General features: G+C 58.8%; 12 protein-coding genes. 5 read left to right on the top strand and 7 right to left on the bottom strand.

Going from position 1 to position 14,782, the window contains the following annotated elements:
- The first annotated feature begins 8 nt into the window (after window positions 1-8).
- Entirely contained in the window at window positions 9-1,079 is a 1,071-nt protein-coding gene (dadX, locus tag NWV12_RS13150; protein WP_048979608.1) for a catabolic alanine racemase DadX, read from the top strand.
- A gap of 92 nt (window positions 1,080-1,171) precedes the next feature.
- Here dadX and NWV12_RS13145 read toward each other — a convergent pair whose 3' ends face one another.
- Both NWV12_RS13145 and ldcA read right to left on the bottom strand, forming a co-directional pair.
- Complete coding sequence (locus NWV12_RS13145) at window positions 1,172-2,905, bottom strand: potassium/proton antiporter (RefSeq protein ID WP_023312177.1); 1,734 nt, start codon at window positions 2,903-2,905, stop codon at window positions 1,172-1,174.
- A 97-nt stretch (window positions 2,906-3,002) separates the two neighbouring features.
- Complete coding sequence (gene ldcA / locus NWV12_RS13140) at window positions 3,003-3,917, bottom strand: muramoyltetrapeptide carboxypeptidase (RefSeq protein WP_048979609.1); 915 nt, start codon at window positions 3,915-3,917, stop codon at window positions 3,003-3,005.
- Window positions 3,918-4,024: 107 nt separating this feature from the next.
- Between ldcA and emtA the strand changes: the two genes are divergently transcribed.
- Window positions 4,025-4,636 carry a membrane-bound lytic murein transglycosylase EmtA gene (gene emtA / locus NWV12_RS13135; RefSeq protein ID WP_048979610.1) on the top strand — a complete coding sequence of 204 codons (612 nt, stop codon included), beginning with the start codon at window positions 4,025-4,027 and terminating at the stop codon, window positions 4,634-4,636.
- 37 nt (window positions 4,637-4,673) lie between these two features.
- Here the strand turns inward: emtA and NWV12_RS13130 are convergent, their stop codons facing one another.
- Window positions 4,674-5,405, bottom strand: a complete 732-nt coding sequence (locus tag NWV12_RS13130) for a flagellar brake protein (RefSeq protein WP_023312174.1) — start codon at window positions 5,403-5,405, stop codon at window positions 4,674-4,676.
- Between the two features lie 208 nt (window positions 5,406-5,613).
- Between NWV12_RS13130 and NWV12_RS13125 the strand changes: the two genes are divergently transcribed.
- Together NWV12_RS13125 and NWV12_RS13120 are read left to right on the top strand one after the other, a co-directional pair.
- Window positions 5,614-5,868: a GlsB/YeaQ/YmgE family stress response membrane protein gene (locus NWV12_RS13125; RefSeq protein WP_008502662.1), complete on the top strand. Its 255-nt coding sequence runs from the start codon at window positions 5,614-5,616 to the stop codon at window positions 5,866-5,868.
- 113 nt (window positions 5,869-5,981) lie between these two features.
- A complete protein-coding gene (locus NWV12_RS13120) occupies window positions 5,982-8,084 on the top strand; it encodes a TonB-dependent siderophore receptor (protein WP_048979612.1) in 2,103 nt (700 codons plus the stop codon).
- 496 nt (window positions 8,085-8,580) lie between these two features.
- Here the strand turns inward: NWV12_RS13120 and NWV12_RS13115 are convergent, their stop codons facing one another.
- A complete protein-coding gene (locus NWV12_RS13115; RefSeq protein WP_048980948.1) occupies window positions 8,581-10,266 on the bottom strand; it encodes an alpha,alpha-trehalase in 1,686 nt (561 codons plus the stop codon).
- 102 nt (window positions 10,267-10,368) lie between these two features.
- On the bottom strand, window positions 10,369-11,325 hold the full coding sequence (locus NWV12_RS13110; RefSeq protein ID WP_048980946.1) for an AraC family transcriptional regulator: 957 nt from the start codon (window positions 11,323-11,325) through the stop codon (window positions 10,369-10,371).
- Window positions 11,326-11,440: 115 nt separating this feature from the next.
- Here NWV12_RS13110 and NWV12_RS13105 point away from each other — a divergent pair, with 115 nt between their 5' ends.
- Complete coding sequence (locus NWV12_RS13105) at window positions 11,441-12,628, top strand: MFS transporter (RefSeq protein ID WP_048980944.1); 1,188 nt, start codon at window positions 11,441-11,443, stop codon at window positions 12,626-12,628.
- Between the two features lie 47 nt (window positions 12,629-12,675).
- Here NWV12_RS13105 and gap read toward each other — a convergent pair whose 3' ends face one another.
- Window positions 12,676-13,686, bottom strand: a complete 1,011-nt coding sequence (gene gap, locus NWV12_RS13100) for a type I glyceraldehyde-3-phosphate dehydrogenase (RefSeq protein ID WP_048980942.1) — start codon at window positions 13,684-13,686, stop codon at window positions 12,676-12,678.
- Between the two features lie 78 nt (window positions 13,687-13,764).
- Entirely contained in the window at window positions 13,765-14,745 is a 981-nt protein-coding gene (locus NWV12_RS13095; RefSeq protein WP_039263613.1) for a GlxA family transcriptional regulator, read from the bottom strand.
- Between the last annotated feature and the right edge of the window lie 37 nt (window positions 14,746-14,782).

Genomic DNA, 14,782 nt, shown 5'->3' with positions numbered 1-14,782 from the left:
GAGTTGTCATGTCCCGTCCTGTTCTGGCCCAGCTGAACCTGCAGGCCCTGAAGGATAATCTGCAAATTGTTCGTCGGGCGGCTCCGGGGTCGCGCGTCTGGTCGGTGGTGAAAGCGAATGCCTACGGCCACGGTATCGACCGTATCTGGAGCGCGCTGAGCGCGACCGACGGTTTTGCGCTCCTGAATCTGGAAGAGGCCATTCTGCTGCGCGAGCGCGGCTGGAAAGGGCCGATTCTACTGCTGGAAGGCTTCTTCCATGCGGACGATCTGCCGCTGCTGGATAAGTACCGGCTGACCACCAGCGTGCACAGCAACTGGCAGATTAAGGCGATCCAGGATGCGAAGCTCCATGCTCCGCTGGATATCTATCTCAAGGTGAACAGCGGCATGAACCGCCTGGGCTTCCAGCCTGAGCGGGTGCATACGGTCTGGCAGCAGCTGCGCGCCATGAAAAACGTGGGCGAAATGACGCTGATGGCGCATTTTGCCGACGCGGAAAAACCTGACGGTATTGCCGATGCCATGGTCCGCATTGAGCAGGCGGCTGAAGGGCTGGATTGCCCGCGCTCGCTGTCGAACTCGGCGGCCACGCTGTGGCATCCCGAGGCGCACTATAACTGGGTGCGTCCGGGGATCGTTCTGTACGGTGCGTCTCCCTCTGGCGAGTGGCAGGATATCGCCAACAGCGGCCTGAAGCCGGTCATGACCCTGCGCAGTGAAATCATTGGCGTGCAGACGCTGAAGGCCGGGGACACGGTGGGCTACGGCAGCCGCTACCGGGCAAAGGGCGAGCAGCGGATTGGCATCGTGGCGGGCGGTTATGCCGACGGCTACCCGCGCATCGCGCCGACCGGCACGCCGGTCTGGGTCGATGGGGTCCGCACGGGAACAGTGGGCACCGTATCTATGGATATGCTGGCCGTTGACCTGACGCCATGCCCGCAGGCGGGCATTGGCTCACCCGTCGAGCTGTGGGGTAACGAAATCAAAATTGATGACGTGGCTGCCGCGGCGGGCACGGTGGGGTATGAATTGATGTGCGCGCTGGCACCAAGAGTACCGGTTGTGACGGTGTAACTTATTTTCGCCGGGTGGCGGTTTCGCCTTACCCGGCCTACAAAACCCTCGAACGCAGGCCGGGTAAGCGTTAGCGCCACCCGGCAAAAAAACTACTCCGCTTCCTCTTCCATCGGCCTTAAACCGACTTTCCGCACCGCGTTATCTTCTTTTTCGGCAACGGTCCAGATCATCCCGGCAAACTCTACCTGATCCCCCACGACCGGGGCAGCGCCAAGCCGCTGCTGGATGATTTCGCCCAGCGTTTGCGGGTTATCACCGTCTTCAGCACCTTCATCCAGACCGTAAATCAGCGCCACATCCGCAAATTTAGCGCTGGCTTCCAGAATAAAATCGCCGAAGAAGCGCTGGTCCAGGGCCACCGGAGGCGACTGGCTGAACAGCTTGCCCAGCGCGGGCAGGTCGCGCTCACGACCTATAACGCAGAGAATATCCCCCTCGCGCAGGCGGGTGCTGCCGGTAGGGTGCAGCAGGACATTATCGCGGAACAGGGCGGCAATGCGCGTTTCGGTCGGCATGTGCAAATCGCGCAGCGAGGCTCCCACGCACCATTTGTCGGCGCTCAGCTGATAGACAAACTGTTCCCACGGGTTCTCCGGATGAATATCGAGCCCCACGCGGGAGACCGGCCAGCCCACGGGCGGGACCACCACTTTGGCTTTTTTCGCCGCCCACCCGAGCGAGGTTCCCTGGAACAGCAGGGAAATGAGCACCACGAAGAACGCCACGTTAAAGAACAGCCGCGCGTTATCCAGACCGGCCATCATCGGGAACACCGCAAGGATAATCGGCACCGCGCCGCGCAGGCCCACCCAGCTGATAAAGACCCGCTCGCGCAGGTTGAAGCCGCGAAACGGCAGTAGGCCGGCAAACACCGACAGCGGACGGGCGAAGAAGATCATCCACGCGGACAGCAGCAGCGCCGGAACGGCGATCGGCAGCAGGTCCGATGGCGTAACCAGCAGGCCCAGAACCAGGAACATGCCGATTTGCGCCAGCCACGCCAGACCGTCGAAGTTCTGCAAAATGGCATGGCGGTTGCGAATAGGGCGGTTGCCCATCAGGAACCCGCAGAGATAGACCGCGAGAATACCGCTGCCGTCCACTGCGGTGGTGACGGCAAAAATAAGAATGCCGCCGCTCAGCGCCAGCAGGGGGTAAAGCCCCGCGGGCAGCGAGATGCGGTTGATCGTCTGCTGTAAGAGGTATCCCCCCGCCAGGCCGATGACAATCCCCAGGCCGAACTGCTGCAGGATATGTAACGCAAACATCCAGCTCAGCCCGCTTTCATGCTGCTGAATCATCTCGATAAGCGTAATGGTGAGAAATACCGCCATCGGATCGTTACTGCCGGATTCAATCTCAAGCGTGGAGCCGACGCGTTCGTTAAGCCCTTTTCCGCCGAGCAGGGAAAACACCGCTGCCGCATCGGTTGAGCCCACGATGGCGCCAATCAGCAAACCTTCCATGATATTGAGATGGAAAAGCCACGCGGCCATCATTCCGGTGAGGCCAGAGGTAATCAACACGCCGACCGTGGCGAGCGACAGCGCAGGCCCTAAGGCCACGCGGAAGGAGCTTGCCTGGGTGCGCATCCCGCCGTCCAGCAGGATCACCGCCAGCGCGAGGTTACTCACCATGTAGGCGAAGGGGTAGTTATCGAATGGGATACCGCCAATGCCATCAATGCCGGCCAGCATGCCGATGGCGAGGAAAATGACAAGAATAGGTATGCCGAGACGCGATGAAAATGAACTTAATAAAATACTGCTGGTTACAAGGACGGAACCCAAAATGAAAAGGCTGATTATCGCTGCGGCATCCAATGTTCTCTTACTCCCACCTCAATGTTAACGCTGTTACTAAAACCCTAACATATTAACAACGGCAACAGCGTTTTATTAAGGGGGTATAACGGCTTTTTTATGCCTTTATGACAGGATGACCGCTGATGGTCAGCCGGCTGCCGGAATCATTGTGGAGCAGGGTGGCGTGTGCCCCCAGCGCCAGGGTCACGGTTTGCTGCTCGTGGCCGAAATCGAGACCGGTGATGACCGGAATATCCAGCCGCGAGCGAACGAAGTCGACCATGGTCTCCAGGGAGTAACCCGCGTCATAGTCATTCGGAGCAAAGCCGCTGAAGCTGCCCAGCACAACCGCGGACTGGCGTTCAAGAATACCGGCATGATAAAGCTGCAAGAGCATGCGTTCGACGCGGAACGGATGTTCGTTGATATCTTCCAGCACCAGAATGCCGTCCTCGATTTGCGGCATCCACGGCGTGCCGATGAGCGAGACCAGCATCGCCAGGTTGCCGCCCCAGAGCTGACCTTCACATTCCCAGTGCGGTCCATTGCCTTGCCACTCCACGCTGTAGGTGGGGTTACGCAGCGCGCGCCAGAAATGTTCCACGGTAAACGCATCCAGCTCCGGTGCGCCGAAGTTGCCGGCCAGCATCGGACCGCTGAAGGTGATGACGTTATGCAGGGCCAGCAGCCCAAGCTGGATGACGGTGAAATCGCTGTGGCCGCAGATCAGCAGCGGATCCTGCTGCTGGCGCAGCGCCAGCCCCTGCCAGTCAATGCTCTCCAGCAGCCGGCTCGCACCATATCCGCCGCGCACCGCAAGCACAATTCGGTTTGCGCCCGTCAGGTTCACCAGGCTATTGATATCATTCAGCCTCTGCGCTTCGGTACCGGCAAAACGCTGCTGGCGGCGGGGGATAATCGTCTGATTTTCTACCTGATGGCCAGATTCCAGCAAACGCTGAACGCCCCGCTGCGCCGCGTCCTGGTTAATGCAGTAGCCCGACGGCGCGATGAGATGAAACTGAGACATGGCAATTCCTTGCTGAATGAGAAACTAATTGTCTATATCATGCCGCTTATACGCTGCCTGCTTCAAGAGGCGGCGCACCGCGATGACCGGCTATAAGGATAGATGACGTGAAATTGAGATGGTTTGCTTTTTTGATTGTGTTGCTTGCTGGCTGTAGTTCAAAACATGATTATCAAAACCCGCCCTGGAACCCGGAAGTGCCGGTGAAACGGGCCATGCAGTGGATGCCGATCAGTGAGCAAGCCGGGAAGGCCTGGGGCGTCAGCCCGCGTCTCATCACGGCGATCATTGCGGTGGAGTCCGGCGGTAATCCCACGCTTGTCAGCAAATCTAACGCGGTGGGGCTGATGCAGCTTAAAGCGTCAACGGCGGGGAGAGAGGTTTACCGCTACATGGGGTGGAACGGCCAGCCGTCGACCAGCGAGCTGAAAAACCCGGAACGTAACATTTCAATGGGCACGGCCTACCTGAGCATCATGGAGCATGGCGTGCTGAAGGGGATTAAGGATCCAGAGGTGATGCAGTACGCGCTGGTGGTGTCTTACGTTAACGGTGCCGGCGCGTTGCTCAGAACCTTCTCCTCTGACCGCAAAGAGGCGATAGAAGAGATTAACGGCATGGACAAAGACGAATTCTTTGAACATGTGGCGAAAAATCACCCGGCACCACAGGCGCCTCGTTATATCTGGAAAGTACAGAAAGCGATGGATGCCATGTAATGCCGCAGACGGGCGGCGGTCACGCTGCCCGATTTCTTCACAGGACCTTATTTGCGCGTTCCCGCGCCTCTCGCTCCAGGGAATAGATAATACGCTGAAGCTCACGCTCCGCGCCGGGCCCGACGTTCAGGAAACGGAAGCTCAGACGCGGCGTGGTAATGGTTTCATTTTTGCTGTCCACGACGGTGCGGTCGCTGATGGCAATCAGCTGTGCATCGAAATAAAAGCGACCCCAGCCCCCCATATCCAGTTCGATTTGCGTAAACCGCATGCCCTCTACCAGCCCGTCCGGTTTCGGCGTGTCCATCAGCGCGCCCATGCCGCCCAGCGACAGATCGAAGAGGCGGAAGCGGATCTCTTTTTTGTCCGGCATTTTGGCCTTACAAAAATAGGCGGGGTGAAGCGGGGCGCTGATGCGGAAATATTCACGACGCTGAACAAACCAGAGATTGGTCGGAAGCGGGGTAACAAAAGCCGGCAGTCCCTGATATTCGCTCAGTTCCAGCCGCGACAGGACAAACTCCACTTTGGCGCCCTGCGTTTCGGCCATCACCGCGATATTCTCCGCTTTCAGCGCCGCGCGGTTTTCATACTCCTGACTGCCTAAATCAATCACCAGCCGATCCTGCGAGGCGTCAAGGATCTTGCTGATGAACTGATTATTCGACCAGCTGATGCGCAGCGGCACTTCACCTTTTTGCAGGTCGCGTAATACCCCTAATACAGCCAGCGGATTTTGCTTGAGGAACTGCTCACTGTAATGACTCACGCCGGATGGCTCCTTGATTGATGACAGACTGTCTTAGCGTTATCGGCAATCTGCAATGAAACTTAATACAAACCGGTGAGTTTTTTTTGCCTGTTTAACCAAAGATAAGTCGGTGAGATGAAAATGGTTTTCCGGCGATGACCTATACTTAAGTTAGCTGTGCAGAAGGTTTTCTGCGCACGCGTTAAACCTGCAAGAGGGCATCGCTATGGGTATCATCGCCTGGATTATCTTTGGTCTTATTGCTGGCGCTATCGCTAAACTGATCATGCCGGGAAATGATGGCGGCGGCTTTATTTTGACCTGTGTACTCGGGGTCGTTGGTGCGGTTGTGGGCGGCTGGCTGGCGACGATGTTTGGCTTTGGAGGCAACATAAGTGGTTTCGACCTGCACAGTTTTCTGGTCGCTGTCGTGGGTGCCATTGTGGTGCTGGGCATATTCAGGTTACTGCGACGAGCATAAATTGACGTAAACGGCTCTCTGCGGAGGGCCGTTTTTTTTGCCTGAGTATTGATTTGTTAATCTAAATGATAATAATTGTCGTTCCGTATTGCATCTAACAACAAGACGACATTATGAATACCTCACGTTTTACGCTTTGCGCTCTGGCAGGGGCCGTCACGCTGGCATTGCAGGTCCCGGCGTTCGCCGAAGAATCCACCATCGTCGTCACGGGCTCAGAGCAGGGCGGCGCGCTGCCTGCCTGGACGAACAGCGCCACGAAATCGGCCGTTGCCGAAAGTAAAACGCCGCAGGTCATCACGACCCTCTCTGCGCCGGAAATTGAAAAGCGTCACGCGAATTCGGTGAATGAAATCCTGCGCTATGCCCCGGGCGTCTCAACCGAGGTGCGGGGGAATACCTCCTACATGAGCGAATATAAAATTCGTGGCTTTACCGTTGACCAGGAGTTTTATAACGGGCTGCAGCTGCCCTATAACGTCACCGGCAATACCAAAGCGCGCATCGATCCGCTGCTGATCGACAGCGTTGATATCCTGAAAGGCCCCTCATCGGTCCTTTACGGCGGCGGTTCGCCGGGCGGGCTGGTGAATATTCAAAGTAAAAAACCGCAGCGGGAAGCCCGAACCGAAATCGGCGTTAACACCGGAAACCGTAATCTGAAAGAGGGCTATCTCGATTCAACCGGGCAGATTGCCGACAGCGACTGGAACTACCGTCTGCTGGGCAAAGCCACGGAAAACGACGATCAGCCGCACACTACCCGGTATGAAAACTACCTGGTTGCGCCGTCCGTCACCTGGCAGCCCGACAGCAAAACCCGCCTCACCCTGGACGCGCTGGCGCAAAACACCCCGAGCCTGACGCCGTCTAATCCGCTGCCGCTCGCCTACCTGCGCTCGAAATATGCGGGCAAGCGCGATTACGCCGGAGATGAGTGGAGCGGGTTTAAGCAGCGTCAGTGGATGCTGGGCTACAGCTTTGAACATGAATTTGACAGCGGCTGGGGCTTTAATCAGAAAGCGCGCTATTTCGATGTCGATACCCACCAGCGCAGCGTCTACGCGACAGGGACGGGAAGCGAGGCGTATCAGCTCAACCGCTTTGCCTACACCACCGATGAAGACCTTAAGAGCTTCAACATCGACAACCAGGTGACCAAAACCGTTGCCCTTGGCGACTGGAAACACCACCTGCTGGCCGGGTTTGACTATCAGAAGCTGAACTCCCATTTCCATTATCGCTACGCGTCGGCGACGCCGGGCATCGATATGCGGCATCCTGACTATTCGCAGGTCCAGGAAAGCGCGCTGGGGCTCTATACCGCCCAGAAAAACCGTCTCAGCTACCAGCAAAACGGCTATTACTTACAGGATCAGGTAGAGTTTGGCGGCCTCAACCTGCTGGGCAGCCTGCGCTACGACGATTACCGCTCCGTTACCACCAACTACCTGCAAAACGGTGATAAAGCCTGGGTATCGCAGGATCGCGTCACCAAACGCCTGGGCGCGCTTTACGCCTTCGATAACGGGATTTCGCCGTTTATCAGCTATTCAGAAGGTTTCGCGCCGGTGTCACCGCAGGGTACGCTCGTGGCGAAAGACGTCAAACCGACTACCAGCAAGCAGGTGGAAGGCGGGGTGAAATATCTGCTGGCCGACTACGCCACCACCTTTACCGCCTCGGTGTTTAACATCCGGCAGAAAAATGTCGTCACCTCCGATCCGGGCTTCCTGAACTATCGTCAGACCGGGGAAGTGGAATCCAAAGGGGCAGAGCTCTCCGCCATCAGCCGTCCGACGGACAACCTGACGCTGATTGCCAACTATGCGTACACCCACGCGATCAACCGGGAAGATGACAAATACAAAGGCAAACGTCCAACGCAGGTACCGGAAAATGCCTTCAACCTCTGGGGGGATTACACCTTTGACAACACGCCGCTGAAAGGACTGATGCTGGGAGCGGGCGCACGCTACACCGGGCCGATGGAAATCTCTCCGGCAAACGATGCGGGTAAACTGGGCGGCACCACGCAGTACGATCTGGCGGCTTCCTACCGGATGGGCGAAATCCTGCCCTCTCTGGCAGGGCTAACGCTTAAGGCCAGCGCGCAGAACATCACCAATAAAGAGACGCTGACCTGCTACGACACGACCAACTGCTGGATTGGGCGTGACAGGACGTATCAGTTAGGGGCGAGTTATAGTTTCTGACGATCGTTTCCCTTTCCCGGTGCTGAGGGATCTCCAGTAAATTTTTAACCAGAAGCGATTCTGTTTTTTAAAGTGAAACGATTTATTCGCAGCGACGCCATGGTCCGGCTGTAAATCGCTGAGGCGTTTCCTGAAGGCCGGGGCGAGGCGCATGGATGCGCCGAGAGGGCGGGCTTTACAGGGACGTTACCTCCGCCCGTCCCCGATAAGCCGGAAGGAATAAGACGAAGGCACCGCGAAGCGGCGATTTACCGCCGGGAGCCCGGGTAGCCAGGGTGGTGGCGATTGAGCCACCCTGGCACGTTCACAGGTCATGTCGTTAAAGAGTAGCAAGGAACATAAAGTGAACGGAATGACCACCGCAGCCGTATGTTCCCCTCACCCTAACCCTCTCCCCAAAGGGGCGAGGGGATTGTTGGCTACTCGCATTAATTTGTGAGGATTAGAGCCAGCACGCGCAGGCCGGGTAAGGCGCAGCCGCCACCCGGCAATACCCTTACTGCGCCGCAGCTTTCACCGGCGCAGCTTCCTCATTCGCCGCAGGCTGATTCTCCGGCACGCTGTCGCACGGTTTTGCTTTCGGACAGACCCGATCCAGCATTTTCAGCGTCACGCCGTTGCTCCAGCCGAAGCCGTCCTGCAGCGGATACTCACCGCCGCCGCCGCCCGTACCGGTTGTCGACACGTCATACTTCTCGACCAGTTTCTTTTCCCTGTCGTAAGTATGCTGAACGTTCTTCAGGAAGCGCCAGGTCACGTCCATAGAGACCTTCTCCTGTCCGTAATTCTGCAGCCCTTCCGCGGCCACCCACTGCAGCGGGGCCCAGCCGTTTGGCGCATCCCACTGCTGGCCGCTATTGACGGTGGTGGTCGCAATACCGCCCGGCTTCAACAGGCGCGACGAGGTTGCCGCGGCGACTTTATCGGCCCGATCCTGCGCGGCCGCCTTCACGTAAAGCGGGAACAGGGCTGCCGCCGTGAGCTGATTGCGTACCTTCTTGCTCTTGAGATCGTAATCCGCGTACCAGCCCTCTTTATCATTCCACAGGTGGCTCTCAATGGCTTTCTGACGCGCCGTTGCCAGCGCCTCGTATTTACTTGCGCTGGCGGCGTCGCCACTCTCCTGGCTTGCCCGCGCCAGCAGTTTTTCCATCTTGAACATCAGGGCGTTCAGGTCCACGGGGACAATGCTGGTGGTTCGGATGGTGCCGAGCTTTTGCGGATCGTCCATCCAGCGCGAGCTAAAGTCCCAGCCCGAGGCCGCAGCGGAACGCAAATCACGGTAGATCTCGGTCGCAGGCCGGTTAGGGTTACTTTTGGCGGTATTCACGTCGTCAAGCCAGGACTCCGGGCGCGGGGTATCGCGGTCGTCCCAGTAGCGGTTGAGGATAGCGCCGTCGTCCAGCTTCACCACGCGTTTGTTAGCCTGCCCCGGCTGAAGGGCGTCGACGCCGTCCATCCAGTAGGCATACTCTTTCTCCATCTGCGGGCGGTACTTCTTCAGCGCATCGCTGTCGTGGGTTGCCAGCAGCTCCACCATCATTGAGAAAAACGGCGGCTGGGAACGGCTCAGGTAATAGCTGCGGTTGCCGTTGGGAATGTGGCCGAAGGTATCAATCTCATACGCAAAGTTATCCACCATGTCGCTGATTTTGTCCCAGTGTTCGCTCTCGGCCAGGCCCAGCATGGTGAAATAGCTGTCCCAGTAGTAGACTTCGCGGAAACGGCCGCCGGGCACAACGTAAGGTTTGGGTAACGGCAGAAGGGAATCCCATTTGTTGCTGGCTTTATCCGTGGTGCGCGTCAGCACGGGCCAGAGATCGTCGATGTGCTCACGTAAACTTTGTCCAGCAGGCGGAACATATTTTTCCCCTTCCGCAGGGAGCGTAAAGTTCATCTCGACAAAGTGGCGTAAGTCAAAGCTGGACTGCGCGTGCTGCATCCGGTAATCCGCCAGAATCATCAGCGGGTCGCTTTTGGGAACGGCATCAGCAAAGGTTTTCTGATCGGGAAACAGTTTGGCGCTTTGCACATCGTTAAACAGCGGGCCCAGCAAAATATCGGGTGAGGCTGTCTGGGCTGCGGGGCTATCGTCGGCATAACCGCAAGTCGTTACGCCGAGCAGCGCGCCTCCTAACGCAAGGGGTAAGAACGCGGGGCGTAGTGTACGAGGTCTTATCATCAGTTCGTCTCCTGTCTTCACTAAACAGCGTGGCCGCTGTTGTCAATCACCTGAAAACCTTAGACGAATATTGCCCGCTTCGCGTTAATAATTGCCTGCCCGTCAGACCTCTTCCGGCGTCTGGCTGGCTTCCCGCAGCGTGCCCGGCGCATGTCCAATGATGCGCTTAAACGCCCGGCTAAATGCCGCCAGAGAGCCGTACCCCAGCCGCAGCGCGACGGTTTCAATCGGCTGATTTTCGTGGCGAATGTACTGGATGGCCAGGCGCATCCTCAGCTCGCTGAGATATTTTGCCGGGGTAGTTCCCGTCGCGGCCAGAAACCGTTCGGCGAACACGGAACGGGACGTGCCCGCTTCTTTTGCCAGATCCGCCACGCTCCAGTTCAGGCCGGGCTGCTGGTGCATGGCGTAAATGGCACGGCTCAGGCGCGGGTCGCGCAGAACCTGCACCCAGCCGGTGGCTTTACCACACCCGCCTTCAACCCAGCCGCGCACGATTAACGCCGCCACCACGTCGGCCAGACGCGCAAGGATCCCGGCGTACCCGGCCTGACGCGACACAGATTCCCGCTCCATCGCCGCCAGCAGCGGGTGGATCTCCGGCCAGGTGGACATCAGCCGGCTGACCATCATCACTTCCGGCATCGCCTTGATCAGCGGCTGCATCCCGCCCAGCTCAAAATCCATGCACCCGCTAAAGATGATGGTGTTCTCGCTTTCCGGGCAGGGCTCGCAGGTGATGGCACACACCGAGCTGCAGATAGGCTCGCTGGGAAAGTCGCTGACCGGGGTAATGGTGGCCCGCTCGTCGGAGAGCAGGGCATGGGAATTACCGCCTGGAATAAAGAGGGCGTCTCCGCTGCTCAGCTGAAAGGCCGCACCGCTCTCCATTCGCAGCAGGGCGCTACCGTGGCTCACAAAATGAAACTGCGCTTTGCCGGGCGCCTGATGGAAGGCGACGCCAAACGGCGCGCTGGCCTGGATCCGCCGGTATTTCACACCTGACAGACGCATGCCGCGTAAAAGTTCGCTGATCAGATCGGGTGACTGTACGGTCATGGCGCAACTCCGGACGAATAATCAATAAGTGGAGATTATATGTCATAGATCGTCCAGGGTGAACCTTCTATGCTTTTGCGACAGTTGTCACATTTTTATAACGGGAGAAAAACAGATGAATTCATGTGTCGCGGCGAGCGAGGCGGTAGCGCCTCCAAAACCCGCCTGGCGGGCCGTCTATTCACTGGGGCTGGGGGTGTTTGGTTTGATTACGGCAGAATTTCTGCCCGCCAGTTTGTTAACGCCGATGGCCGCGAGCCTGGGCGTGAGTGAAGGAATGGCCGGGCAGGCCGTCACCGCCACCGCGCTGGTGGCGCTGGTAACCGGACTGCTGATTACGCCGGCGACCAAAAGCATCGACCGCCGCTGGGTGCTGATGTTTTTCTCGGTGCTGCAAATTATCTCCAGCCTGCTGGTGGCCTTTGCGCCCAACCTGCACGTCCTGCTGATGGGGCGCCTGCTGCTGGGGATAGCCATCGGCGGATTCTGGGCGATGTCGACGGCGACCACGATGCGCCTGGTTCCGGCGGATAAAGTACCGAAGGCGCTGGCGGTGATCTTCTCCAGCGTATCGATAGCCACGGTGGTCGCGGCGCCGCTCGGCAGCTATCTGGGCAGCCTGATCGGCTGGCGCAACGTCTTTGTTCTCTGCATTCTGCCGAGCATGCTGGCTCTGCTGTGGCAGCTCTGGGTCCTGCCGACCATGAAGCCGGAGAGCAGCGGCAGCCTGAGTACGCTGTTCCGCGTGCTGCGTCGTCCGGGGATGATCGGCGGCATGCTGGCGACCATCCTGATTTTCAGCGGCCATTTCGCCTTCTTTACCTACCTGCGCCCGTTCCTGGAAACGGTGGGGCAGGCGAGCGTGGAGACCATTTCGCTGATCCTGCTGGGCTTTGGGCTGGCCAACTTTGTCGGCACCTCGGTTGCCGGGCATCTGCTGGCGCGTAATCTGCGCCTGACGCTGGCGCTGGTGCCGTTCGCGATGGGCGTTCTCGCGCTCACCATGGTGGCGTTTGGTCATCTGGCGATGCTGGACGGGTTCCTGGTCGCGCTGTGGGGCTTTGCATTTGGTCTGGTTCCGGTGGGCTGGTCAACCTGGCTTGCCACTACCGTTCCGGATGAAGCCGAAAGTGCAGGCGGGCTGCTGGTGGCCTCAATTCAGCTGGCGATAAGTGCCGGTGCGGCCGGGGGCGGCGCGGTATTTGACCTCAACGGCGCCAGCGGTGTATTCGCGGGCAGCGGTTTCCTGCTGGTGATGGCGATGGTGATTGTGTTTATGGGAGTAAAGGTGAAGGCGGAGTGAATTATTTGCCGGGTAAGCGCATGCGCCACCCGGCATCACGGTAAGACTTACAGCCCTTTCTTATCCATCCACACCGCCAGATCCACCAGACGGTTTGAGAAGCCCCACTCGTTGTCATACCACGCCAGGATCTTCACCATGTTCCCGCCAATCACCAGCGTGGAAAGCCCGTCGATAATCGAGGAGCGTGGGTCGCCCTGGTAATCGCTGGAGACCAGCGGTTCATCGCTATAGCCCAGAATGCCTTTCAGAGGCCCGCTGGCGGCCGCGTTGCGGAACGCGTCATTCACCTCTTCGGCGGTTACGTTACGGCTCAGCGTTACCGTTAAATCCACAATCGACACCACCGGCACCGGCACGCGCAGGGAGTACCCGGTCAGTTTGCCGTCCAGAGAGGGGATCACTTTCCCCAGCGCTTTTGCCGCGCCGCTGGAGTAAGGCACAATCGACAGCGCCGCCGCGCGCGCGCCGCGCAGATCTTTCTCCGGCTGATCGTGCAGCGCCTGGCTGTTGGTGTAGGCGTGCGTGGTATTCATCAGGCCATGCTCAATCCCGAACTGCTGATGCAGAACCTGAGCGGCCGGCGCCAGGCCGTTCGTGGTGCAGCTCCCGTTACTCACCACCGCGTGACGGGCGGGATCGTACTGCTCGTGATTAACCCCCATCACAATCGTCAGGTCGTCGTTCTTCCCGGGGGCGGAAATGATGACGCGCTTGGCGCCGCCGTGAGTGATATGCACCGCCGCTTTTTCCCGCTCGGTAAAGAAGCCGGTGGCCTCAATCACCACGTCAACGCCGACGTCACGCCACGGGATATTCGCCGGATCGCGTTCGCTAAATACGGCGATCCGCTGCCCGTCTACCTGCAGCGCGCCGTCTGCCGCTTCAACCGGGGCGGGAAGCTTGCCCAGAAGGGAATCATGTTTCAGCAGGTGGGCGAGGGTTTTACTGTCCGTCAGATCGTTAATGGCCACAATCTGCAGATCCGGGTTACCCAGCGCCGCGCGCAGGAAATTACGTCCGATACGGCCGAAACCGTTAATACCGACCTTAACCATGGTGCACTCCTTATCTCTGTTGTCTGGAGTCACTGTAGGCGTCGGGCCGGTTGGCGTAAACGACAAAAAAGGATCAGATTACGCCATCTTGCGGCAGTGGAAGCGCTGGCGGTACTCGCCGGGCGTGAGGTGAAGCTGTTTCTCAAAGATGCGGCGCAGGTTAATGCTGGTGCCAAACCCGCTTTGCTCGGCAACGCGCTCTAGGGAGTCATGGGTCTGCTCAAGCAGCTGGCGGGCCGCGGCCAGACGCGCTTCGGTCACGTAGCGGGCCGGAGAAACTCCCGCGTCGCGGGTAAACACGCGGGTGAAATTACGCGGGCTCATCGCCGCTTTCTCGGCCAGATTTTCCACGCACAGGTCGGCGGTGAGGTTCTGCAGGATCCAGGTTTGCAGTTCGCTTATCGGGCCCGATGTGCCGGGCTGCTGCAGGCTGTAACGGCTGAACTGCAGCTGGCCGCCGGGACGGCGCAGGTACATCACCATATCCTGCGCCACGTCGCGGGCGAGGGTAAATCCGTAATCGTCTTCCACCAGCGCCAGGGTCAGATCGAACCCGGAACTCACGCCGCCGGAGGTCCAGATGGGGCCATCCTGAATATACAGCGGACCGCCTTCGACGTGGATAGCCGGATACTGGGCTTGCATCGTCTCCAGCAGCCGCCAGTGGGTGGTCGCGCGACGACCGTCCAGCAGGCCGGTCTGGGCCAGCAGCATCGCGCCGCCGCAGATAGAGGCTACCCGCCGGGCGTGCGGCGCAGCGAGGTGCAGCCAGTCCACCACCGCCGTGCTCTCCTGCTCGTTCATGCCGCGTCCGGTGATGATAATCGTGTCCAGCGGTTCACGCGGGTCCAGCTCCGGCAGGCGATAGTCCGCCAGCAGATTCAGGCCGGACTGGCCGTGGATCACCTGGTGAGGCTGCGTGGTGGCGATGATAATCCGGTAGCGGGGCTGCGCAAGACCTTCCGGATGCAGCCGGTTGGCCTGCATCAGAATGTCGGCGATACCGGCGGCTTCAAACAGCATGCCGCCGTCGGGAACAATAATCAGGATCTTCTTCATGTCCTGAAAAGTACCTTTATCACAGAATAAGTCAAGC

This window comes from Enterobacter sp. Crenshaw (assembly GCF_024734705.1).
Classification (GTDB): Bacteria; Pseudomonadota; Gammaproteobacteria; order Enterobacterales; family Enterobacteriaceae; genus Enterobacter; species Enterobacter asburiae_B.
Note: the sequence above shows the minus strand (reverse complement) of the source record. Positions and strands in the feature narration are given on the sequence as shown.

Excerpts from the sequence above, each read along its gene's own strand:
- NWV12_RS13125 (WP_008502662.1), top strand. The coding sequence starts at position 5,614 with ATGGGTATCATCGCCTGGATTATCTTTGGTCTTATTGCTGGCGCTATC.
- gap (WP_048980942.1), bottom strand. The coding sequence starts at position 13,686 with ATGGTTAAGGTCGGTATTAACGGTTTCGGCCGTATCGGACGTAATTTC.
- NWV12_RS13095 (WP_039263613.1), bottom strand. The coding sequence starts at position 14,745 with ATGAAGAAGATCCTGATTATTGTTCCCGACGGCGGCATGCTGTTTGAA.
- NWV12_RS13105 (WP_048980944.1), top strand. The coding sequence starts at position 11,441 with ATGAATTCATGTGTCGCGGCGAGCGAGGCGGTAGCGCCTCCAAAACCC.
- ldcA (WP_048979609.1), bottom strand. The coding sequence starts at position 3,917 with ATGTCTCAGTTTCATCTCATCGCGCCGTCGGGCTACTGCATTAACCAG.
- NWV12_RS13120 (WP_048979612.1), top strand. The coding sequence starts at position 5,982 with ATGAATACCTCACGTTTTACGCTTTGCGCTCTGGCAGGGGCCGTCACG.
- NWV12_RS13115 (WP_048980948.1), bottom strand. The coding sequence starts at position 10,266 with ATGATAAGACCTCGTACACTACGCCCCGCGTTCTTACCCCTTGCGTTA.
- NWV12_RS13110 (WP_048980946.1), bottom strand. The coding sequence starts at position 11,325 with ATGACCGTACAGTCACCCGATCTGATCAGCGAACTTTTACGCGGCATG.
- dadX (WP_048979608.1), top strand. The coding sequence starts at position 9 with ATGTCCCGTCCTGTTCTGGCCCAGCTGAACCTGCAGGCCCTGAAGGAT.